This window comes from Flagellimonas sp. L-11 (assembly GCF_056857735.1).
In genome coordinates this window covers 13,285-34,739 of record NZ_JBSXNR010000063.1, presented here as the reverse complement: position 1 = coordinate 34,739, position 21,455 = coordinate 13,285, and the positions used below count along the sequence as shown (strand labels likewise).

Genomic DNA, 21,455 nt, shown 5'->3' with positions numbered 1-21,455 from the left:
TTTTTAGACCTATTTGTATTTTTAGAAAAAATTGACCTTGGAAAATACCCCATTACATTTTTTGAGCAGAAGATTGGAGTTTCCTCCTGTTGATACTGCCAGTGAAGATGGGTTGCTTGCCGTTGGAGGTGATTTGTCTCCAGAAAGATTGTTGTTGGCCTACAAAAACGGAATTTTCCCGTGGTTCAATGATGATTCCTTGATCCTGTGGTGGACTCCTGACCCGCGTATGGTTCTTTTTCCCAAAAAGGTGAAAGCGTCCAAAAGCATGCGGAAAATAATTCGTGATGGAGCGTTTGCCCTTACTCAGAACACTTGTTTTGAGCAGGTGATTGACCATTGTGCCAAAATTGAACGAAAAGGACAAGACGGTACATGGATAACCCCCGAAATGAAAACAGCCTACATGAATTTATACAAAAAAGGGCATGCCAAATCTTTTGAAGTTTGGGAAGGCGACGAGCTCGTGGGTGGTTTGTACGGTGTTGATCTAGGCCATGTGTTCTGCGGGGAGAGCATGTTCAGTTTTAAACCGAATGCCTCCAAGTTTGCATTTATAAAAATGGCGAAGGAACTGGATGAAAAAGGATATGAGCTTATTGACTGCCAAGTGCATACCGATCATTTGGAAAGTTTGGGCGCTGAATTGATTCCCAGAAAAGAGTTTGTGGAGATTTTAAAGGGGTAATTGCACAATTCCTAGCATTATTGGAAGGATATAATTAAAACCCGAGACGCATTTTGAAGCAACAATTCATTATAAGCTCCGTCATGCTCAACTCGTTTCAGCATCCCATCACATATTTTCATCCAATACTTATAAAATGTGACCTTGAAATAAATTCAGGGTGACGAAAACCTATGCTATTTTAACCAATTGGAAAAGTTTAAAGTTCAGTAAAAATAAAGGTAAAATAGAAAAATGCACAACAGCTTAATTAAACCTCATTGTACCTAAAACAATTTACTTCGTGGTCGTTTACCATGCCAGTGGCCTGCATGTGGGCATAAATAACGGTGCTTCCTACAAATTTGAACCCTCTTTTTTTCAAATCTTTGCTGATGCTATCCGAAAGAGAGGTGGTTGCAGGAGCATCTTTGTAATTTTGCAGCTTATTTTTAATGGGTTTGTTCTCCACAAAGCCCCAAATGTATTTACTGAAACTACCAAACTCTTCTTGAATTTCCATAAAAGCGCTTGCGTTGGAAACCGTGGCGTTCACCTTCAATTTATTTCTGATGATTCCGGGGTCTTGTAGTAGTTCATCAATTTTTCCCTGATCGTAGCGGGCAATTTTCTTGTAATCAAAATGATCAAAGGCTTTTCTAAAATTTTCACGCTTTCGTAGCACAGTAATCCAACTCAACCCCGCCTGAAACGTCTCCAAAATCAAAAATTCGAACAATGTGGCATCATCCTTTACGGGAACGCCCCATTCCGTATCATGGTAGGCTTCATACAAAGGGTCTCCAAGGCACCATCCGCATCTATGTTTTTGCATTTCTATTTGTTTTTCCATCAAAAATAAGGGAAAAACAAGAGAGTTAATTGAAAGTTAAAGTATTATACATTGATAGTAATACTTTTATATTTGCGAGACTATATTTTAAAAGTAATGTAATGGAGTTATTGATGCAATCTCTTAAAATTGGGGTCAATGAAAAGCTTTATATAAAGGATCCCGAATCTTCAACTTTGGGGAAGAATATTGTTGAGCAAAGTATTTTGATGATTGATGAAATGGGTTTTGAGAGCTTTACGTTCAAAAAATTGGGTGTACAGATAAATTCCAACGAAAGTTCCATTTACCGCTATTTTGAGAACAAGCACAAGCTGTTGCTCTATTTGGCCACTTGGTATTGGGGGTGGGTAGAATATCGCATGGTCTTTGCCACAAACGGTATTTCCGACCCGGTCAAGAAATTGGAGAAAGCAATAGAGATCCTTACTCAAAATGTTGAGGAGGATAGTTCAATCACACATGTGAACGAAGTGGCACTGAACCGACTTATTATCAATGAATATTCCAAATCCTATTTGGTAAAAGAAATAAACAAAGAGAGCAAGGACGGTTATTTTATTATTTGTAAAAGATTGGTAAACCGCTTGAGCGAGATGATTTCGGCCGTGGATCAAAATTACGAATACCCTGTAAGTTTGGCCAGTACCGTTCTGGAAGGTTCGCTTCATCAGTATTTTTTAAAGGCACATTTTCCGACGCTTACAAACTGTAACGAAAAGGTTACCCCTACGGAGTTTTTTACGGACCTCATATTCCGGACACTAAATAAAAAGTAAATGGCTAAACAAATACTTACAGCTTGGCAGCGATTAATGGGGCTGCTTACCTTGGACAAAAAGGACATTTTTCAAATATTTTACTACGCTATTTTTGCGGGTTTGGTCAACCTATCCCTCCCCTTGGGTATACAGGCCATTATAAACCTTATCCAAGGGGCCAGGGTGAGTACATCTTGGATCGTGCTCGTGGTATTGGTTACCCTTGGGGTTGCGTTTGTGGGGATGCTTCAGTTAATGCAGATACGGATTATTGAAAACCTTCAGCAAAAAATCTTTACAAGGTCTTCGTTTGAGTTTGCCTACCGTTTTCCAAAAATAAAAATGAGCGAACTCCGATATTATTATCCGCCAGAACTTGCCAATCGTTTTTTTGATACGCTTACGGTACAAAAATCGCTGTCCAAAATACTTATTGATTTTCCAGCGGCATTGTTGCAGATCGTATTTGGGTTGTTGCTGCTATCTTTTTACCATCCTTTCTTTATCATTTATGGTTTATTGCTCCTTTTGCTCATTTACATTGTGTTCAAGTTTACGGCACAAAGGGGGTTGGATACCAGTTTAGACGAGTCAAAAATCAAATATAAGGTAGCGCATTGGGTGCAGGAGATCGCCCGTTCCATTGTCAGTTTCAAGCTTTCGGGAAAAACTTCCCATGCATTGGACAAAAACGATATTCTGGTCGATGAATATTTGGAAGCTAGGGAAAGCCATTTTAGGGTGTTGGTCTTGCAGTTTATTCAAATGATAGGCTTTAAAGTCTTGGTTACAGCAGGTCTATTGTTGATTGGAGGTTTGTTGGTTTTGGATCAGCAGATGAATATTGGTCAGTTTGTGGCAGCGGAAATCATTATTTTATTGGTAATCAGTTCTGTTGAGAAAATGATCTTGGGACTTGAAACGTTTTACGATTTATTGACCTCTTTGGAAAAAATGGGACAGGTCGTGGATAAGGAAATAGAGCCCCAAAACGGAGAAACTCCATTTAAAGATAACGAAGGCCTAACAGTAGAGCTTGAGGATATTGTTTACAAAGTGCCAGGGATGGACAAAAAGATAATAGACCATTTATCGCTTACCGTCCGGCCGGACACCAAATTATTGATACAAGGAAAGAGCGGATCGGGAAGATCCACCTTGCTAAGAATGATAGCCGGCATCCTAGAGCCGGATGAAGGAAAAATATATGTGAACAATGTGGCCATCCAAGGAATAAAATTAAGCCAATACCGCTCCTATTTAGGTCATTCCCTAAACGAGGAATATCCATTTGAGGGAACCCTATTGGACAATATTACATTCGGTAATAAGGATATCCCAATGGAAGATGTGTATTGGGCGCTCGAAAAAGTAAGTCTTACTCAGTTTGTAAAAGAGCAACCCAATGGGCTTAAAACCATTTTATATCCTGAAGGGAAAAAGATCCCTGATTTTATTTCCAGAAAAATTGTTTTGGCCCGGAGCATTGTAACCAGACCTAAACTAATGATCTTAAAGGATCCCCTGGAGCAATATAATAATGAAGATACGGAAAGGATGATGGACTTTTTTGCAGACCCTGCCAATGGATGGGCCTTGGTCGTAGTAAGTGAAAACCCCAATTGGGCAAGTCGCTGCAATCAAGTAATTCGAATGGATAAAGGTAGATTGATCAACGTAAAATAAAGTTCATGCTGAACATTTCTTCAAATAATAAATTGAACGAGAAAGTAGATCTTACCGGCTATAAGGCAGGTAAAAAAGTCTTTCATAAAAGGCACTACAAACAATTTAACCGTTTTTTGGCCTCTTTTTCCATCATGGTGCTTTTGATGATGTTCCTACCGTGGACCCAGAATATTTCTGGTAGGGGTTACCTCACCACGTTAACCCCGGATCAGAGGCCACAGACCATTCAATCCCCGATTCCCGGACGCATTGAAAAGTGGTATGTTAGGGAAGGGGATTATGTTGAAAAGGGTGATACGATCCTGTTCATATCAGAGATAAAAAGTGAGTACTTCGACCCCGATCTAGTGGAGCGTACCGGGCAACAGATTAAGGCGAAGACCATGTCCGTATCCTCGTACCAAGAAAAGGTAAAAGCCTTGAACCAACAGATCAGAGCCCTTAATCAAGAACTCGGACTAAAACTGCAACAGGCCAGAAACAAACTAATGCAGTCCAAATTGAAAGTGGAAAGCGACAGCATTGACCTTGAAGCGGCCAAGACCAATATTTTAATAGCCCAGCGTCAGTACGACCGTACCGAAAAGTTACAGGAAGAAGGATTAAAAGCAGTTACCGATGTAGAAGAAAAACGATTGAAACTGCAGGAGACGCAGGCAAAACTTATAAGCCAGGAAAACAAATTGTTGGCCAGTAAAAACAATGTAATCAATGCCCAAGTGGAAATAAATAGGGTAAGAGCAGAGTACTCCGACAAAATTTCCAAAGCACAAAGTGATCTCTATACGGCACAATCCAACCAATTTGATTCGGAAGCACAGGTCACCAAACTGGAGAACCAGTACACCAATTATGAAATGAGAAACAAAATGCTCTACATAAGAGCTCCCCAAAATGGCTATATCACCAAAGCCATAAAATCCGGTATTGGGGAAACTTTTAAGGAAGGGGCACAATTGGTCGGGATAATGCCTTCGGATTACGATATCGCCGTAGAAACTTTTGTTGATCCCATAGATCTTCCGTTGATCCATGTGGACGAAAAGGTGCGTATCCAGTTTGATGGTTGGCCCGCCATAGTATTCAGTGGTTGGCCCAATGTTTCCTACGGAACCTTTGGAGGTAAGGTGGTCGCTATTGAAAACTTTATCAGTCCAAATGGGAAATACCGTATACTATTGGCTCCAGACGAGGAAGAGGCTCCTTGGCCAAAAGGCATTCGTGTAGGTTCTGGGGCAAGTACCATGGCCCTATTGGAAGATGTTCCCATTTGGTACGAACTGTGGAGACAGCTCAACGGTTTCCCTCCAAACTATTATCAACCTCAAAATATAAGTGCAGATGCCAAAAGGAAATAGAAGATTACTTTTATTTTGTACCCTCTTTTTCTTTACCGTAAGCTTTTCTTACGCTCAGCAAGATTCCTTGGTGCTTGGGTTTAAGGAGTACTTGGGCTATGTAAAAAAATACCACCCCATTGCCAAACAGGCCCAATTGAACATTGCTATTGGACAGGCCGAACTTATGAAGGCCAGAGGAGGTTTTGATCCCAAGGTAGAGGTGGATTTTGATAGAAAGGAGTTTAAGGGGACCGAATATTGGGATCGGTTGAACACTACTTTTAAAATTCCAACTTGGTTTGGTATTGAGCTTAAGGGAAATTTCCAGCAGAATGAAGGATATTATCTAAATCCTGATGAAACCTTGCCCGATGACGGTCTTTACAGTGCAGGGGTATCCATGTCCGTTTTGCAGGGGTTTTGGATAAACGAGCGTATGGCCACTCTAAGAAAAGCCAAATTTTTCAGGGAACAATCCAAAGCAGAACAGGATTTACAGGTGAACAAGGTTTTGTACAATGCTTCGCTCGCCTATTTTGATTGGTTGCAAGCCTATAGAGATGCTGAGGTATACAAAGATTTTTTGGAGAATGCCGAAGTGCGTTTTCAAGGCATCAAAGAGAGTGCCTTGGCTGGGGATATTGCCATGATTGATACCGTAGAGGCTAAAATTGCCGTTCGTAACAGGGACTTGGGCTATCAGCAGGCCAAGGTCAAATTGATGAAAAAATCATTGGAGCTGGGCAACTTTTTATGGATCGAGGACGTGCCGGTAGAGCTTCAGCCAGGTATAAGACCAAACTTGGAACCAGAAATGGATATCAATTCAACCTTGGAAATAGAAGGTGTGCCATTGGACAGCTTTAATCTGGAAACACATCCCAAACTAATGTCTTTGGACTATAAAATTGAAGGGTTGACAGTGGATAAGCGTTTAAAATCGAATAAATTATTGCCGAAATTAAAGGCAGAATACAATTTTATAACAGAAACCCCCGAGTTGATGAATTCCTTCGTTACCGAGAACTATAAGGCCGGGTTAAGTTTTCAAATGCCCATTTTTCTGCGGAAAGAGCGCGGAGACCTAAAACTGGCCAAATTTAAACTTAGGGATGCCGAATATGAAAGGGACAATGCCCAAGTGGAAATACAGAACAAGATCATCGCCATTTATAATGAATTGGACTCATATACCCAACAAAATCAGTTGATTGCTGATATTGTAAAAGATTATTCAACCCTATTGAATGCCGAGGAACGGAAATTCAGTTTTGGAGAGAGTTCTTTGTTTCTGATCAATTCCAGGGAAAGCAAACTCATTGATGCTTATCTAAAGCGAAACGAGATGCAGAACAAATATTTTTATACCAAGGCCATGCTGTTCAAGAGTTTGGCCATCAACCCAAAAAGCTTGTAAGAATTAGGTTGTAAAAACAACCAATGATAAAAGTCACCAAATGGGCCAACTGCCCATTGTACTTTTGCAAAAACATTTTTATATGGAAGTATTGGAGAGAAATAGATTGGAAATAGTGCAGGAATATATTTCAAAGGGAATGGATTACCCAAGATACCGTGAGTTGGTGGGTCAACTGGCAAAAATGGGAAAGTCCACAGGCCCAAACCAATCCGAAGCTATGATCAACTATACCAAGCTGGGCGATCGCAGAATGGCCCGTTGGGAGAAGACCTTTAAAATTTCCGAAAACATTCAGCAAAAACTGAAAGTCCTGGACAAAAAACTGGTGTTTTTAGTGCTTACAGAAAGTTGGTGCGGGGATGCGGCAGCAAGTTTGCCCATAATCCATAAAATAGCCGAAACAAGCCCTAATATTACCTTAAAAGCGGTTTTACGTGATGAAAGTATCGATTTAATGGACATGTTTTTGACCAATGGTGCCCGCTCCATACCCAAATTAATTGTTTTGGACGAAGCCAACAAAGAAATTATTGGGGAATGGGGACCAAGACCTAGTATTGCCACTCAAATGGTGGAGGAATGTAAAAGGGAACACGGCAAATTGACAGATGAGTTCAAACAAGAGCTTCAGGTTTGGTATAACAAAAACAAAGGGCAAAATATCTTAGAAGACGTCTTGGAATTACTTGCTTTGGAATAGGTAAGTAATTGTGCCGATCTGAGAATTCTTGGAATCCGGACTAAAACGGGCCTTAAGGGCATAGGCGATGGCATTATCCACTAAACAACCATTGCTGGTTCCTGAACTTTTATCGTTGAAGCTGGCTTCCGTGACATAACCGTTATTGTCCACGGTTATGTTAACAACCACTTTGCCACCTTCAATACAGGTGTATATGGGAGGTGGGAGGTGGTAGGCATTTCGCTCGACCAAAGAGTAGGAAATGGAAGTGCGCCTATCCTTTAGGTAATTGGTGAACTCCTCTTTTTGGGCATCACGTTCGCCCAATTTTTCTTTTTTCTCGTCCCGCTGGGCCTTTAACTGTTTTAATTGCTCCTCAAAACCTGAGTTATCGGCATATTCCCCTGTTTCGCTACTGAGGGCTCGTTCCTCCATAAGCTCTTCCAAAGTTTTTAAAGGCTCTGGGTTTCCAACGCTTGGTTTAGCGGTTTCATTTACGGCCATGTGGCTTTTAATGGGGTCGTTGTTAGCGGCCATTTCTTCCAATCGTTCCTCTTCCTCTTTAAGAAGTTCTTCAATATCCTCATCGGCCAAACTCATTTCAATAACGTACTCATCTTCCTTTATGCCTCCCAAATGAATATTGAAAAGCAATAAAATCACTATGGACATAGAGAAAAAAGTAATCAAAAGAGATAATTGACGCCTGTTTAAGTTCATGGTTTAACTATAACCGCTTTTTTGCAAAATTATTTTATCACAACCCGTTTAGGTCGAGGTGCCTACCCCCAAATTTTCTTTGAAAATAACGGGTGTTGTAGCATTATTTACGTTGAAATCCCCTATTTTGGTTCTTCTGAGCTCGGATAGGTAGGCTCCAGAACCCAATGCCTTGCCAAAATCGTGAGCCAAGGAACGAATGTAGGTTCCCTTACTGCAAACTACTTTAAAGTCCACTTCGGGAAGGGCGATTCGGGTAATCTCAAATTCCAAGATTTCTATTTTTCGTGATTTTATTTCGACCTGTTTGCCTTCACGGGCCAGTTCGTACAATCGTTTTCCATCTTTTTTTAATGCTGAAAAAATGGGGGGCACTTGGTCAATCTCGCCCAAAAATTGTTTGGTGGTTTCTTTGATGGATTTATCCGTGAGGTGTTCGGTTGGAAAAGTTTTATCTACTTCCGTTTCCAAATCGTAGGAAGGCGTAGTGGCACCTAGTGTGAAAGTGCCCGTATATTCTTTAACCTGCCCTTGAAGCTCGGGAATTTTTTTTGTGAATTTCCCCGTACAGATAACCAATAGACCAGTAGCCAAGGGGTCTAAGGTTCCTGCATGACCAATTTTTATCTTTTTAAGACCAAATTTTTTACGAATGGCCCATTTTAGGGCATTTACCGCTTGAAACGAAGTCCACTCCAGTGGTTTATCTATCAATAGGATCTGACCGTTCAAAAAATCTTCTTTGGTGTTCAAAAACTTGGGGTTTTACAGCAAATATACTGATCTATCCCCAAATGCTCCACGCCAGGGCAATAAGCCCCACAACCAAGCAGTAAATGGCAAAATAGGTAAGCTTGCTTTGGCGTACCAATTTGATCATCCAAGTACAAGCGGCAAGACCAGCAATAAAGGCTGCAATAAAACCAGCACCCATGGCAACGGCCTGATCACCTTGGAAGGAGATTTCACCACTCATCAAATCTTTGGCCACTTTTCCCAAGATCAACGGAACCACCATCAAAAAGGAAAATCGTGCCGACTTGGTTTTATCAACACCTAAAAGAACTGCTGCCGAGATAGTAGCCCCACTTCGGGAAATTCCTGGGAGAATAGCTACGGCCTGTGCCATGCCGATTACAAAAGAACTTCGGAACGATACATTTTTATCGGTGGTTTTGGCCAGATCTGCCAAATACAGCAAAAATGACGTAATCACCAACATAATTCCAACAATGACAATGGCACCATCAAAAAATACTTCAATAAAATCATTTAAAAAAAGTCCCACCAATGCGGCAGGAATCATGGAAATAATGATTTTCAAGGAAAATTGGGTTTCCTCGTTCCATTTGAATTGAAATAGCCCTTTAAAAATATCGAAAACATCTTTTCGGAACACCACCAAGGTACTCAGTGCAGTTGCAAAATGCAGCACTACGGTAAACAACAGGCTTTCTTCGGGAACGGCCTGCGCTCCCAAAATGGCTTTTCCCAATTCTAGATGACCGCTGGAGGAAACAGGCAAAAATTCGGTCAATCCTTGAATAATGCCAAGGATGATGGCGTCTATTAATTCCAAATTACTCCTTGTTTTTCTTGTTAGGATTCAACAATATCGCGTAAACCTGGATGCCAAGACCGATAAGGATCAAGGTCGGCGCTAGGCGGATTCTTCTAAAGTTGTATATCTCCGGATTGAATACTTCGGGGTCGTCGCTTCCGCCGCCGCTCATCAAAATATATCCAAGGGCTATAAAGGCAATACCTATAAATAGAAAGCGGTAGTTTTTCTTTTGGAAAACAAAGTCTTTAGGTGGTTTTTTGCCGTTGTCGTTTTTCTTGCTCATATCGCAAAGTTAATAATAAAGATCGTCGGTCCTCAGGTTTAAAAAGCGTTGTGTGGCGAAATGGGTGCTGGCCCACGAAATAATAACGCCCAAACCGAACACACCAACGAACAAAATAATGAGAACAATATAATCTTGCAAAAGATCCAGTTCAGGGAAACTTTTGTCTATATAATACACTAAAACTCCCAATCCGATCAAAGCGACAAAGGCCCCAGCCATTCCTAACTTAATGTTTGTCCAGATAAAAGGTCTTCGGATAAACGTTTTGGTGGCTCCCACCATTTGCATGGTTTTAATGATAAAGCGTTTGGAATAAATGGACAGTCGAATGGAACTGTTGATCAGCAAAACGGCCATGATCGTAAAAACCGCACTCGCAATCAAAATCCACAGACTTATTTTCCGTGCGTTGTTGTTGAGCAGCGAAATCAAGGGTTTGTCGTAGCTTACTTCGTCCACGTAGGCCTTGGCTGCCAGTTCTTCTGCAATCTCATCAATCTGTTGGGGGGAGACAAAATCGGCCTTGAGGTTGACGTCGATGGAGTTTTTTAGCGGATTGTAGCCTAAAAACTCCTCAAAATTTTCACCAATATCCTCGCTGTATTGTTCCGCGGCATCTTCTTTGGAAATGTATTCGGCGGATTTGGTGTATTCTGCCAGCATCAAACTTTTTTGTAGTTGATCTATTTCCACAGGTTTGGCATTGTCCTTCAAAAACACGGAAATCGTGATTTGCTCCTTAAAGTGATCCGCCAATTTTTTGGTATTGAGCACCAAAAGGCCCAAAACACCCAAAAGAAACAGGACCAGGGCAATGCTCAAAGCCACGGAAAAGTAGGAGGAAATCAGTTTTCGTCGCTGATATCGTTCAATATATTGGCTCATATAGTAGAATCAGTACGTAAAAATAGAAAAGTAAATTGTATTTAGGGGATTAAACCTATTTTTGCACACGAAAATAGATTCAAAATTTTGTCATTTCGAGTCCTTTGGTGAAGGACGGGAAATCTTTTTTAAAGACATCCCGACCAGAGTTTACCCTGAGTGGAGTCGAAGGGCTCGATGTGACATAAATTGACCATGAAAGAAGTATGATGAATTACGATTTCCGCGAAATTGAGGCCAAATGGCAGAAGTATTGGGCAGAAAATGAAACCTTCAAGACATCCAACGATTCCGACAAACCCAAATTTTATGCATTATCCATGTTTCCCTACCCGTCTGGGGCAGGCTTGCACGTGGGGCACCCGCTAGGGTATATTGCCACGGACATCTATTCGCGTTACAAAAGACATAAGGGATTCAATGTATTGCATCCCATGGGATACGATTCCTTTGGATTGCCCGCTGAGCAATATGCCATTCAAACAGGGCAGCACCCTGCCGTTACTACCGAAAACAACATCAAAAGGTACCGTGAGCAGTTAGATCAGCTCGGTTTTTCTTTTGATTGGAGCCGCGAAGTGCGTACATCCAACCCACAATATTATAAATGGACACAGTGGATTTTTATCCAATTGTTCAATGCATGGTACAACAAAAAATCCGATAAGGCAGAGCATATACCCAAGTTGATTTCCACTTTTGAAAAAGAAGGAAATGCCAATGTAGAGGCGGCTTGTGATGATGGTACGCCAATTTTTGGTGCTTCGGATTGGAACGCGTATTCTCAAAAGGAAAAGCAGAAAATCCTTTTAAAATATAGATTGACCTATTTGGCGGATACCGAAGTAAACTGGTGTCCTGCTTTGGGAACCGTTTTGGCCAATGATGAAATCGTAAATGGAGTTTCCGAACGTGGAGGTCATCCCGTTGTACGTAAAAAAATGACGCAATGGAGCATGCGTATCACCGCTTATGCGCAGCGTTTGTTGGACGGATTGGACAAAATTGATTGGCCGCAACCGCTAAAGGATGCCCAGACAAATTGGATTGGACGTTCGGTAGGGGCTTCGGTTACTTTTAATGTCATTTCGAGCGATAGCGAGGAATCTCAAGATACCATCGAAGTCTTCACCACCCGTCCCGACACCATTTTTGGGGTAAGTTTTATGACTTTGGCACCAGAGCACGAATTGGTGGCCAAAATTACTACGCCAGAACAAAAAGCGGAGGTGGATGCTTATGTGGAAGCTACGGCAAAACGTTCCGAGCGTGACCGTATGGCCGATGTGAAAACCATTTCGGGGGTGTTTACCGGAGCTTATGCAGAGCATCCGTTCACCAAAGAGCCCATTCCCATCTGGATTGGCGACTACGTGTTGGCGAGTTATGGAACCGGAGCGGTTATGGCCGTACCTTGTGGTGATCAACGCGATTACGATTTTGCAAAACATTATAATATAGACATCCCCAACATTTTTGAAGGGGTTGATATTTCGGAAGAGGCGTTTGCCGACAAGGAAACTACGGTAATCGCCAATTCCGATTTTTTGAATGGTCTACCTTATAAAGAAGCGATGAGGAAAATCATTGCTGAATTGGAAAAGATTGGTCACGGTAAAGGTAAAGTGAACTACCGTCTGCGCGATGCCGTATTTAGCCGTCAGCGGTATTGGGGAGAACCGTTCCCTGTATATTATGTGGACGGGATGCCGCAGATGATCGATGAGAAATATTTGCCGTTGGAACTCCCCGAAGTGGAAAAATACCTCCCCACCGAAACGGGCGAGCCACCTTTGGGAAATGCTACAGAATGGGCTTGGGACACGGTACGGAACAAAGTGGTAAGTAACGAAAACCTCTCACCCTCTGAGGGAGACCGAGAGGGGGAACAAACCGTTTTCCCATTGGAGTTGAACACCATGCCAGGTTGGGCAGGAAGTTCCCAATACTTTAATAGGTATATGGACCCGCGCAACGACGATGCCATTTTCTCTCCCGAAGCCATCAACTATTGGCAAGATGTGGACTTGTATATAGGAGGTAGCGAGCACGCTACGGGCCACTTATTGTATTCCCGTTTTTGGCAGAAGTTTATGTTTGATATGGGGTATGTACCCAAAGACGAGTTTGCCCAAAAGTTGATTAACCAAGGGATGATTACGGGGACGAGTGCTTTTGTGTATTTTACGTATTACTCAATATTGGAAAAGGGTGGGACAGGTAAAGTTCTTGCGGATAAAAAATTCATTTTTATTTCAAAGGAACTTTATAAAAAATCACTTTATGAAAGTGATGAGGATTTGATTAGGCTTGTCAAGTCTTATATCGATTCGGAGTTATTGAATAAAATTGAGAATGATGAGTTGATATTGATTACTCCATTAAATTCTGTCCATGCAGATGTTTCTTTGGTAAATGCTTCCGATGAATTGGATGTGGAAGGATTTAAACAATGGCAACCAGAATATAAGGATGCAGAGTTCATCCTTGAAGATGGAAAGTATATTGTAGGCCGTGAAGTTGAAAAAATGTCCAAATCCAAGTACAATGTCGTCAATCCCGATGCTATATGTGAGGAATACGGTGCAGATTCGTTGCGTTTGTACGAAATGTTCTTGGGCCCATTGGAGCAATCCAAGCCTTGGAACACGGCCGGTATCACCGGAGTACATTCCTTCCTCAAAAAGCTCTGGAAACTTTACTCCCCCCTTGAGGGGGGCGAGGGGGGTGTTGAACCCACCGCAGAAAATTTGAAGACGTTGCACAAAACCATTAAAAAAGTGGAGGAGGATATTGAGAACTTCTCGTTCAATACTTCCGTTTCCACTTTTATGATCTGTGTCAACGAACTGACATCCCAAAAATGTACCAGCAAAGCTATTTTGGAACCCTTGGCGATTTTGGTTTCTCCGTATGCACCGCACATTGCCGAAGAGCTTTGGGAGCGTTTGGGTAATACAACTTCCATTGCCGAAGCACCATTCCCCAGGTTTGAGGAGAAATATTTGGTGGAAAGCAGCAAGGAATATCCGATATCCTTTAATGGTAAAATGCGCTTTAAATTGGAGTTGCCATTGGATATGGGCAAGGACGAAATCGAAGCGGCTGTTTTGGCGAACGAAAAAACTCAGGCCCAATTGGAAGGCAGAACTCCCAAAAAAGTAATTGTGGTACCTGGGAAAATTGTAAACATCGTAGGATAGTTTCAACATCTGTTTTTTCCGTCCTTCCGAACTGGTTTCGGAATCTCATCAGATTTACGAAATCCTTATTTTAAGATAAAACAAGTACGAATTTTACAGATACACCCCTAAAAAGCATGCCAATCGGCATGCTTTTTTATTTTTAAAAGCGTACACCCCTACAAAAAACATAATTTTTTCCATTAAAAACTTTGAAACAATATATAGACCCTATAAAAAACAGGGTATAAACCTTTAAAAATGATTATTTTCAAACACACCCCCTACTTTTTATCTACTTTTGTGTTTTATTCTAATTTTTTTGCTCAACTTTGGCCCATCAACCATTAAAAACAACAAAATGACTGTTGGGATACCTAAAGAAATCAAAAACAACGAGAGCCGGGTCGGCATGACGCCTGCCGGGGTATTTGAATTGACAAAGAACAACCACACCGTATATGTGCAATCCGGCGCAGGCGAGGGCAGTGGTTTTTTTAATCAGGATTACCAACAGGTAGGAGCCACTATTTTGGACACTATCGGTCAGGTGTATGCCATGAGCGATATGATCGTGAAGGTAAAAGAACCTATTGCTGAAGAATATGGCTTGATTCAAGAAGGGCAGATTGTATTCACTTTCTTTCATTTTGCATCTAGCGAAGCTTTGACCAAGGCCATGATCAAGAGCAAGGCTATCTGTATTGCCTACGAAACGGTAGAAGATGAAGATGGAACATTGCCTTTACTTACCCCAATGTCCGAAGTGGCGGGTAGGATGGCGATTCAGCAAGGTGCCAAATATTTGGAAAAACCCGTAAAGGGCAAAGGAGTGCTTTTGGGTGGGGTGCCCGGGGTATCCCCAGGCCGTGTTTTGGTGTTGGGAGCGGGTACCGTTGGTATTCAGGCTGCTAAAATGGCAGCGGGTTTGGGAGCACAAGTAACCATTTTGGATGTAAACATGAAACGACTGAGATATGTGAACGATATTATGCCGAGCCATGTAGTGACGGGTTTTTCCAACGAGTTCAACATCAGAAAACATATAAAAACAAATGATTTAATAATTGGTGGTGTGCTATTGAAAGGAGCAAAAGCACCTAACCTGATCACTAGGGACATGCTCAAGGACATGCATCCGGGAACCGTCATAGTTGATGTAGCGGTGGATCAAGGCGGATGTGTGGAAACCACCAAGCCAACGACCCATGAGGACCCCGTTTATATTATTGACGATGTGGTCCATTACTGTGTAGCCAATATGCCAGGGGCAGTGCCTTATACTTCTACAGTTGCCTTGACGAATGTAACACTGCCCTATGTGCTAAAATTGGCCAATTTGGGATGGCGTAGTGCCTGTAAGTTGGATAGCTCCTTGGAAAAAGGATTGAATGTGGTCGAAGGGGAGATTGTTTACAATGAAATTGCCGAAACCTTCCAGTTGGAACCTGTGTTGGTGTAATCAACTAACATTTTGACAGTAAAAGAGCCCTGCCATTATTTGGCGGGGTTTTTGCTTTAATATGGTATATTTATATTCAATTAAAGAGATAAGGCTATGATGACATATTATATATTGATCGGTGGAATTGCCCTGGTCAGCTGGCTGGTGAGCAATAAATTAAAGAGTAAGTTCAAAAAATATTCCAAGGTTCATTTACGGAATGGCATGAGCGGTGCTGAAATTGCCCAAAAAATGTTGGACGATCATGGTATCAGAGATGTAAAGGTGATTTCCACGCCCGGAATGTTGACGGACCATTATAATCCAAAAAACAAAACGATAAACCTCAGTGAAGGCGTATACAATCAGCGTAACGCTTCTGCGGCTGCGGTGGCTGCCCACGAATGCGGGCATGCCGTGCAACATGCACAGGCTTATGAGTGGTTGACCATGCGCTCCAAATTGGTTCCCGTTGTAAGTGTTACCTCCGGAATGTCCACTTGGGTGGTGTTTGGCGGTATCATGTTGATGGCGGCAACGGGTGTCGCGGGTGGTATTGGCTTCTATATTGCCGTAGCTGGACTTATTATGATGGGCTTTGCGACCTTGTTCAGTTTTATAACCCTGCCTGTGGAGTACGATGCCAGCAAAAGGGCATTGGTTTGGTTAAAGCAGAAGAATATGGTAAGTCAAGAAGAATACTCAGGTGCGGAAGATGCCCTGAAATGGGCGGCGAGAACCTATTTGGTGGCAGCGCTGGGTGCTTTGGCCTCATTGCTTTACTGGGCTGTTCAGGTGTTCGGGGGAAGAGATTAAGGATAGTTGTAAAGCTATTCAATAAAAAAGGGGCCTTTTTTTGGCCCCTTTTCTTGTATATGATATTGATTGACGCTTTAATCAATCCAATTGGCAACTTGGTTGTCGATCATTTGTAGCCCTACACCTTCGGTGCCGGTAACTTCTATCATGTCCAAGATATCCCTAACGGTGTTCTCTTCTTCAATTTGTTCCATTACAAACCAATCCAAGAAACGTTCAGTGGCAATATCACCAGCTTCACGGGCTTTCTTCACAATGTTATGAATTGATTTTGTGACTTTAACCTCGTGTTCCAAGGTAGATTCAAAAACATCTGTAATAGATGAATAATCATGATTAATATTGGTTACCTCAGGTGAAATGGGGTTACCTCCGGTATCCACCAAAAAGTTGAAAATCTTCATCATGTGCTCCCGTTCCTCTTCGGCTTGTTTAAAGAAAAACTTGGCGCTGGTAAAAAAACCATTTTGTTCGCACCAAGAAGCCATGGCCAAATAGGTGGCCGAGGCGTGGGCTTCCATTTTTATCTGTCCGTTGAGCAAATCCATGGATTCCACTTTAATGCTCATACTTTGTCTTGCTATATCTTTCATGGTGTAAATTTCTAGTGTAAATTGTTCTATAAAGTTACAGAATTTTATCTGTTTTAAAAGAGTTAACTCTTTATTTAAAAGAGAACTAAGACTGGATAAAAATAATAGCGTTACTGGCTTAGTACTTCAGTTTTTGCAGAAAGACCTATAGCAACAAAACCATAATCCACAAGGTTTTTAAGGTCCAGTACCTCCAAGGTATTTAGGATAAAAAGATGCTCTTTGTTGCATAGCATAAGAACCTCAAACCCGTGGGCGTTCAAATCGCTGTCAAAATGGTTCTCAATTGCAATAGTGTTCACTTTGTGACGAAGTGAAAGTAGCTGGCATAAAGACATGCGGACCAATTTCTGCCCGAAATCTATATAATAGCAGCGTTCGTTGGCAGCTTGGTACAAGGTGTAATATGTAGACTGGAATATTACATTCATGGGGACAAATGTAATATTTATTTAGATTCAATACAAATATCAGACCTGTATTTGGCGATCAATTTGCTGGTTCAGGGAAATAAAGGTCTCGGTACGTGAAACACCTTCTATTTGCTGTATTTTTTTGTTGAGTACCTGCATTAAGTGTTCGTTGTCCCTACAGAGCACTTTTATAAGGATAGACCAATTTCCGGTGGTGTAGTGGCATTCCAAAACTTCTGGAATTTCTTCCAATTGCCTAACCGCCCTGGGGTTTGCCATGGCTTTGTCCAGATAAATTCCAATGTAGGCCATGGTGGAATAGCCCAGTATCTTTGGATTGATAACAAACTTGGAGCCCGCTATAAGACCGGAGCTTTCCAGTTTGCGTAACCTTTGGTGGATGGCCGCCCCCGAGATTCCTATGTTTCTGGCAATTTCGAGGATAGGTTTACGCGCATCCTCCATCAGGTATCTTAGGATTTTTTTATCAATACCGTCAATTTTAACTGAATTGTTATTGTTTTTCACAACAATGATTTTAATTTGAAGTTAAAGGTATTGAAAATCCAACAGAAATTAACTGGCTACCGAATCCGGGTTATAGCCTAAATAGGGTTTTTCATATTCTTTAAACTGGATTCCGTGCTTATGAAGCTCGGCAAGTATGGGCTTGTACATTTCTTTGTTGATCGGGATTTGTACCCCTGGGGTTTTTATCTTGCCGTTCAATATTTGAAGTGTGGCCATGCCTACGGGAAGCCCTACAGTTTTGGACATGGCCGTGTATGTCCGGTTTTCCCCGATTACTACCATATTGGCATCGATTTGTTTCTTTTTTCCGTTCAATTCATAACCAAACTTGTGGTACATCACAATCATGTCTTTTTCGTCCTCCTTGAGCGTCCAAGTATCCTCCAGAATGTATTGGAGCATTTGGGCGGGAGTGGCGTTTTTTAGGGGAATCTTCTTGGAAGCATTGAATATATCCAATTCCAATAATTTTCCCCACATAATATCGTCCTGGTCAATTTTAAGGTAGTGCCGCATTTTTAGTTCCACCGAATCGGTAGGCGAATAGGGCAAAAATAGGTTGACGAATTCTCGGTACGACATTCCTTCGGAATTTTCAATGGTGTAGCTGTCGTCCGTCATGCCTAAAATCACGAACATTTGCCACGCCTTGGAAAAACCGACTCGCCTCATGGTTCCCCGAAACAGGGTCAAAGCATTCTCTAGCCCATAAGCTTTGCGATACTTTAAAGAATCCCGGTTGGCATAAGCCTCAAAGGTGCCATATCCTTCAATACCCATAAACTCGGTCCTTCTAAATAGCTTTTGATATGGGATGTATTTGTACGTGCCTTCCTGTATAAATTTCGCGACGCCACCTTGGCCTGCAAGCACTACATTTCTTGGGTTCCAGGTAAATTTATAGTTCCAAAGATTGGTATCGCTTTCCGGAGCTACCAAACCTCCGGCAAAAGATTCAAATAACAGCATTTTACCACCGGCATCACGAATTCGGTCAATCACTTCCATGGCACTCATGTGGTCGATTCCGGGATCCAGGCCGATCTCGTTCATAAATACAAGGCCTTTTTTTTTCGCTTCTTCATCCAAGGCCCTTAGTTCATCACTTACATAAGAAGCGGTAATAAAATGTTTTTCAAATTCAATACAATCATGGGCAACATTTATGTGCATTCGAGCTGGAAGCATCGATACAACAATGGATGCCTCGGCAACAGCTTTTTTTCTATCCTCTTCGTTAAATATATCCAAAGGAAAAACGGTACAATTTGGGTGTTTGGCGAATTTATCTGGGATATTTTCTGGATGAAGGTCTCCAATCTTTAGATGAATCTTTTCTTCGTTTGATTTTTTAAGGAAATAATCCAGAAGGTATGAGGTTGATTTACCTGCTCCAACAACTAAAATAGTACGGACCATGTGTTTTGTTTACTTTTGATTTAACTGGACACTAAGATATTAAAATGTTATATTTATAAAAAAATAGCGAGTTAAAGTTATGAACAGAACAATTTTGTTGGTTGGTACAATCATGGGACTGTTGGCCATTGTTTTAGGGGCTTTTGGAGCCCATGGATTAGAGAAATTGGTCGATGCAGAAGCTGTTGATACTTTTGAAACCGGTGTTACATATCAAATGTATCATGCCCTTTTTCTTCTCTTTTTAGGAATATGGAGCGGATTGGCCTTAAAGTCAAAAAAAATTGTTTTTATTCTTGTGCTCGTGGGGGTGATTCTCTTCTCTTTTTCTATTTACCTATTGGCATTGAACAGCTTAACCGCTTTTGATTTTAAAATTATCGGATTTTTAACACCAATCGGAGGTGTTTTGATGATTTCTGGGTGGTTTTACTTAGGATATAACATTTTAACCCAAAAAGTACTCGATTAAGCAAGAATTAAAAGGACAAAAAGTTAATATTTTCTAGTTTTGTACCAACATAAAAGCTAAACTATGAAGGATTCTGCTTCAGCCACGAAAACGATTTCGTTAAAGTCATACGGAATTGATCATGATAATGTAAACTATCAACTTTCCCCCGAGGAACTCCACCAGATTACCATTGAAAAGGGGATGGGCAGGGAGGCCTCATCCGGGGCCTTGGCCGTGAACACTGGTGAGTTCACTGGAAGGTCGCCCATGGACCGTTTTATTGTTAAGGACGAGATTACTTCGGAGAAGGTCTGGTGGGGGAAGATCAATATCCCTTTCGAGAGTGATAAGTTTGATGCACTTTATGATAAGGTCATTGCTTATCTCAACGACAAGGAGCTCTATGTCAGGGACTCCTGCGCCTGTGCAGATCCAGACTACAAATTGAACATACGTGTGATCAACGAATACCCTTGGTCCAACATGTTCGCCTATAATATGTTTTTGCGCCCCACGGAAGTAGAGTTGGAGGGCTTTGACCCAGAATGGACTGTGGTAAACGCGCCTGGCTTTATGGCGGATCCCAAGGTCGATGGTACCCGCCAGCATAATTTTGCCATTCTAAACTTTGGCAGGAAGATTGCTCTTATTGGGGGAACGGGCTATACCGGGGAAATCAAAAAAGGAATATTCTCGGCATTGAACTTTATCCTGCCCGTTTACAGGAACACCTTGCCCATGCACTGTTCCGCCAATGTGGGAGAAGATGATGATACGGCTATCTTCTTTGGGCTATCGGGAACAGGAAAAACTACATTATCCACCGATCCCAACAGAAAACTTATTGGGGACGATGAGCATGGCTGGACGCCCGACAATACCGTGTTTAATTTTGAGGGGGGCTGCTATGCCAAGGTAATCGACCTTTCCAAGGACAAGGAACCGGAGATTTACGGGGCCATCAAAAAGGGGGCAATTTTGGAGAATGTGGTGTTGGACGACAACGGGGTCGTGGACTTTTCGGACACCTCCATTACCCAGAACACCAGGGTGAGCTACCCCATTCACCATATCGAGAACATAAAGCAGCCATCCATAGGGAAAAACGTAAAGAATATTTTCTTCCTTACCGCGGATGCCTTTGGCGTGCTGCCCCCCATCTCCAAACTGACCCCCGCCCAGGCGGCCTACCACTTTATCTCGGGCTATACGGCCAAGGTGGCCGGCACGGAAGCTGGTGTGGTGGAGCCGCAGCCATCGTTCTCGGCCTGTTTTGGAGCGCCGTTCATGCCCTTGCACCCGGCAAAGTATGCTGAGATGCTGAGCAAAAAGATGAAGGAATCCGGGGTGGACGTTTGGTTGGTGAACACCGGGTGGACCGGAGGACCCTATGGCGTAGGCACTAGGATGAAGCTGAAATACACACGGGCGATGATCAGTGCCGCACTCAGCGGCGAACTTGGCCTGTACAATTACGAGAAATACCATATCCATTCGGTGTTCGGGGTGGCACAACCGAGGGAATGCCCAGAGGTGCCCACCAAAGTATTGAGCCCAAGGGCCACCTGGGACGATGACGAGGCCTATTACAGAACAGCCTTTAAGCTGACCAATGCTTTTAGAGAGAACTTTAAAAAGTTTGAGGAGTACGCCAGTGAGGAAATCCGAAGGGGAGGCCCACAACGGTACGCTTTCTAAATCAGTTCAAAAATAAAAACGCCCCCAGCTTTTTC

General features: G+C 42.1%; 21 protein-coding genes. 11 read left to right on the top strand and 10 right to left on the bottom strand.

The features are described from left to right. Window positions 1-31: 31 nt before the first annotated feature. On the top strand, window positions 32-688 hold the full coding sequence (aat, locus tag AC13CC_RS11165) for a leucyl/phenylalanyl-tRNA--protein transferase (RefSeq protein WP_482875947.1): 657 nt from the start codon (window positions 32-34) through the stop codon (window positions 686-688). Window positions 689-938: 250 nt separating this feature from the next. Here the strand turns inward: aat and AC13CC_RS11160 are convergent, their stop codons facing one another. Continuing rightward, entirely contained in the window at window positions 939-1,502 is a 564-nt protein-coding gene (locus AC13CC_RS11160) for a DNA-3-methyladenine glycosylase I (protein ID WP_326277466.1), read from the bottom strand. Window positions 1,503-1,621: 119 nt separating this feature from the next. On the opposite strand from AC13CC_RS11160, the gene AC13CC_RS11155 reads away from it, so the two are divergent. The 5 genes from AC13CC_RS11155 (at window position 1,622) to AC13CC_RS11135 (ending at window position 7,430) form a co-directional block, all read left to right on the top strand. Continuing rightward, window positions 1,622-2,299: a TetR/AcrR family transcriptional regulator gene (locus tag AC13CC_RS11155; protein ID WP_326277467.1), complete on the top strand. Its 678-nt coding sequence runs from the start codon at window positions 1,622-1,624 to the stop codon at window positions 2,297-2,299. After that, complete coding sequence (locus tag AC13CC_RS11150) at window positions 2,300-3,967, top strand: peptidase domain-containing ABC transporter (protein ID WP_326277469.1); 1,668 nt, start codon at window positions 2,300-2,302, stop codon at window positions 3,965-3,967. It abuts the gene before it with no gap. 5 nt (window positions 3,968-3,972) lie between these two features. Further along, complete coding sequence (locus AC13CC_RS11145) at window positions 3,973-5,328, top strand: HlyD family secretion protein (protein WP_482875945.1); 1,356 nt, start codon at window positions 3,973-3,975, stop codon at window positions 5,326-5,328. After that, window positions 5,312-6,727, top strand: coding sequence for a TolC family protein (locus tag AC13CC_RS11140; protein ID WP_482875942.1), 1,416 nt, complete (start codon window positions 5,312-5,314; stop codon window positions 6,725-6,727). Before AC13CC_RS11145 ends, AC13CC_RS11140 begins: the two co-directional genes overlap by 17 nt. A gap of 82 nt (window positions 6,728-6,809) precedes the next feature. Continuing rightward, a complete protein-coding gene (locus AC13CC_RS11135; RefSeq protein WP_482875940.1) occupies window positions 6,810-7,430 on the top strand; it encodes a thioredoxin family protein in 621 nt (206 codons plus the stop codon). Here the strand turns inward: AC13CC_RS11135 and AC13CC_RS11130 are convergent. Genes AC13CC_RS11130 through AC13CC_RS11110 form a run of 5 tightly spaced genes read right to left on the bottom strand, consistent with a single transcriptional unit; the run spans window position 7,413 to window position 10,867 of the window. Then, complete coding sequence (locus AC13CC_RS11130; RefSeq protein WP_326277475.1) at window positions 7,413-8,132, bottom strand: energy transducer TonB family protein; 720 nt, start codon at window positions 8,130-8,132, stop codon at window positions 7,413-7,415. The two genes, AC13CC_RS11135 and AC13CC_RS11130, sit on opposite strands and share 18 nt — an antisense overlap. A 48-nt stretch (window positions 8,133-8,180) precedes the next feature. Then, on the bottom strand, window positions 8,181-8,885 hold the full coding sequence (truB, locus tag AC13CC_RS11125; protein WP_326277476.1) for a tRNA pseudouridine(55) synthase TruB: 705 nt from the start codon (window positions 8,883-8,885) through the stop codon (window positions 8,181-8,183). A gap of 31 nt (window positions 8,886-8,916) precedes the next feature. Further along, window positions 8,917-9,711 (bottom strand): undecaprenyl-diphosphate phosphatase, encoded by a 795-nt coding sequence (locus AC13CC_RS11120; RefSeq protein WP_326277477.1) that lies wholly within the window; start codon window positions 9,709-9,711, stop codon window positions 8,917-8,919. A gap of 1 nt (window position 9,712) precedes the next feature. Further along, on the bottom strand, window positions 9,713-9,979 hold the full coding sequence (locus AC13CC_RS11115) for a DUF3098 domain-containing protein (RefSeq protein WP_326277479.1): 267 nt from the start codon (window positions 9,977-9,979) through the stop codon (window positions 9,713-9,715). Between the two features lie 9 nt (window positions 9,980-9,988). Continuing rightward, window positions 9,989-10,867 carry a cell division protein FtsX gene (locus AC13CC_RS11110; RefSeq protein ID WP_326277481.1) on the bottom strand — a complete coding sequence of 293 codons (879 nt, stop codon included), beginning with the start codon at window positions 10,865-10,867 and terminating at the stop codon, window positions 9,989-9,991. Between the two features lie 209 nt (window positions 10,868-11,076). On the opposite strand from AC13CC_RS11110, the gene AC13CC_RS11105 reads away from it, so the two are divergent. From AC13CC_RS11105 to AC13CC_RS11095, 3 genes are all read left to right on the top strand, one after another. Then, window positions 11,077-14,070: a leucine--tRNA ligase gene (locus AC13CC_RS11105; RefSeq protein ID WP_482875952.1), complete on the top strand. Its 2,994-nt coding sequence runs from the start codon at window positions 11,077-11,079 to the stop codon at window positions 14,068-14,070. 340 nt (window positions 14,071-14,410) lie between these two features. After that, the gene (ald, locus tag AC13CC_RS11100; RefSeq protein ID WP_482875937.1) at window positions 14,411-15,511 is read left to right on the top strand and encodes an alanine dehydrogenase; all 1,101 of its coding nucleotides are present in this window, start codon (window positions 14,411-14,413) and stop codon (window positions 15,509-15,511) included. Between the two features lie 96 nt (window positions 15,512-15,607). Continuing rightward, a complete protein-coding gene (locus tag AC13CC_RS11095) occupies window positions 15,608-16,309 on the top strand; it encodes a zinc metallopeptidase (protein WP_326277485.1) in 702 nt (233 codons plus the stop codon). 77 nt (window positions 16,310-16,386) lie between these two features. Here the strand turns inward: AC13CC_RS11095 and AC13CC_RS11090 are convergent, their stop codons facing one another. The 4 genes from AC13CC_RS11090 to AC13CC_RS11075 all read right to left on the bottom strand — a co-directional run bounded on the left by AC13CC_RS11090 (window position 16,387) and on the right by AC13CC_RS11075 (window position 19,268). Then, on the bottom strand, window positions 16,387-16,905 hold the full coding sequence (locus tag AC13CC_RS11090; RefSeq protein WP_293165697.1) for a ferritin: 519 nt from the start codon (window positions 16,903-16,905) through the stop codon (window positions 16,387-16,389). 110 nt (window positions 16,906-17,015) lie between these two features. Continuing rightward, window positions 17,016-17,336 carry a hypothetical protein gene (locus AC13CC_RS11085; RefSeq protein WP_482875935.1) on the bottom strand — a complete coding sequence of 107 codons (321 nt, stop codon included), beginning with the start codon at window positions 17,334-17,336 and terminating at the stop codon, window positions 17,016-17,018. Window positions 17,337-17,375: 39 nt separating this feature from the next. Then, window positions 17,376-17,846, bottom strand: coding sequence for an Lrp/AsnC ligand binding domain-containing protein (locus tag AC13CC_RS11080; protein ID WP_482875934.1), 471 nt, complete (start codon window positions 17,844-17,846; stop codon window positions 17,376-17,378). A gap of 48 nt (window positions 17,847-17,894) precedes the next feature. Next, entirely contained in the window at window positions 17,895-19,268 is a 1,374-nt protein-coding gene (locus AC13CC_RS11075) for a saccharopine dehydrogenase family protein (RefSeq protein ID WP_482875932.1), read from the bottom strand. A 79-nt stretch (window positions 19,269-19,347) separates the two neighbouring features. Here AC13CC_RS11075 and AC13CC_RS11070 point away from each other — a divergent pair, with 79 nt between their 5' ends. Next, a complete protein-coding gene (locus AC13CC_RS11070; RefSeq protein ID WP_482875931.1) occupies window positions 19,348-19,740 on the top strand; it encodes a DUF423 domain-containing protein in 393 nt (130 codons plus the stop codon). A 63-nt stretch (window positions 19,741-19,803) separates the two neighbouring features. Further along, a complete protein-coding gene (pckA, locus tag AC13CC_RS11065; RefSeq protein WP_482875930.1) occupies window positions 19,804-21,420 on the top strand; it encodes a phosphoenolpyruvate carboxykinase (ATP) in 1,617 nt (538 codons plus the stop codon). The last annotated feature ends 35 nt before the right edge of the window (window positions 21,421-21,455 follow it).

Excerpts from the sequence above, each read along its gene's own strand:
- AC13CC_RS11105 (WP_482875952.1), top strand. The coding sequence starts at position 11,077 with ATGAATTACGATTTCCGCGAAATTGAGGCCAAATGGCAGAAGTATTGG.
- ald (WP_482875937.1), top strand. The coding sequence starts at position 14,411 with ATGACTGTTGGGATACCTAAAGAAATCAAAAACAACGAGAGCCGGGTC.
- AC13CC_RS11075 (WP_482875932.1), bottom strand. The coding sequence starts at position 19,268 with ATGGTCCGTACTATTTTAGTTGTTGGAGCAGGTAAATCAACCTCATAC.
- AC13CC_RS11085 (WP_482875935.1), bottom strand. The coding sequence starts at position 17,336 with ATGAATGTAATATTCCAGTCTACATATTACACCTTGTACCAAGCTGCC.
- pckA (WP_482875930.1), top strand. The coding sequence starts at position 19,804 with ATGAAGGATTCTGCTTCAGCCACGAAAACGATTTCGTTAAAGTCATAC.
- AC13CC_RS11150 (WP_326277469.1), top strand. The coding sequence starts at position 2,300 with ATGGCTAAACAAATACTTACAGCTTGGCAGCGATTAATGGGGCTGCTT.
- AC13CC_RS11115 (WP_326277479.1), bottom strand. The coding sequence starts at position 9,979 with ATGAGCAAGAAAAACGACAACGGCAAAAAACCACCTAAAGACTTTGTT.
- AC13CC_RS11095 (WP_326277485.1), top strand. The coding sequence starts at position 15,608 with ATGATGACATATTATATATTGATCGGTGGAATTGCCCTGGTCAGCTGG.
- AC13CC_RS11155 (WP_326277467.1), top strand. The coding sequence starts at position 1,622 with ATGGAGTTATTGATGCAATCTCTTAAAATTGGGGTCAATGAAAAGCTT.
- AC13CC_RS11130 (WP_326277475.1), bottom strand. The coding sequence starts at position 8,132 with ATGAACTTAAACAGGCGTCAATTATCTCTTTTGATTACTTTTTTCTCT.
- AC13CC_RS11070 (WP_482875931.1), top strand. The coding sequence starts at position 19,348 with ATGAACAGAACAATTTTGTTGGTTGGTACAATCATGGGACTGTTGGCC.
- AC13CC_RS11110 (WP_326277481.1), bottom strand. The coding sequence starts at position 10,867 with ATGAGCCAATATATTGAACGATATCAGCGACGAAAACTGATTTCCTCC.
- AC13CC_RS11145 (WP_482875945.1), top strand. The coding sequence starts at position 3,973 with ATGCTGAACATTTCTTCAAATAATAAATTGAACGAGAAAGTAGATCTT.
- AC13CC_RS11135 (WP_482875940.1), top strand. The coding sequence starts at position 6,810 with ATGGAAGTATTGGAGAGAAATAGATTGGAAATAGTGCAGGAATATATT.
- AC13CC_RS11140 (WP_482875942.1), top strand. The coding sequence starts at position 5,312 with ATGCCAAAAGGAAATAGAAGATTACTTTTATTTTGTACCCTCTTTTTC.
- AC13CC_RS11090 (WP_293165697.1), bottom strand. The coding sequence starts at position 16,905 with ATGAAAGATATAGCAAGACAAAGTATGAGCATTAAAGTGGAATCCATG.
- AC13CC_RS11160 (WP_326277466.1), bottom strand. The coding sequence starts at position 1,502 with ATGCAAAAACATAGATGCGGATGGTGCCTTGGAGACCCTTTGTATGAA.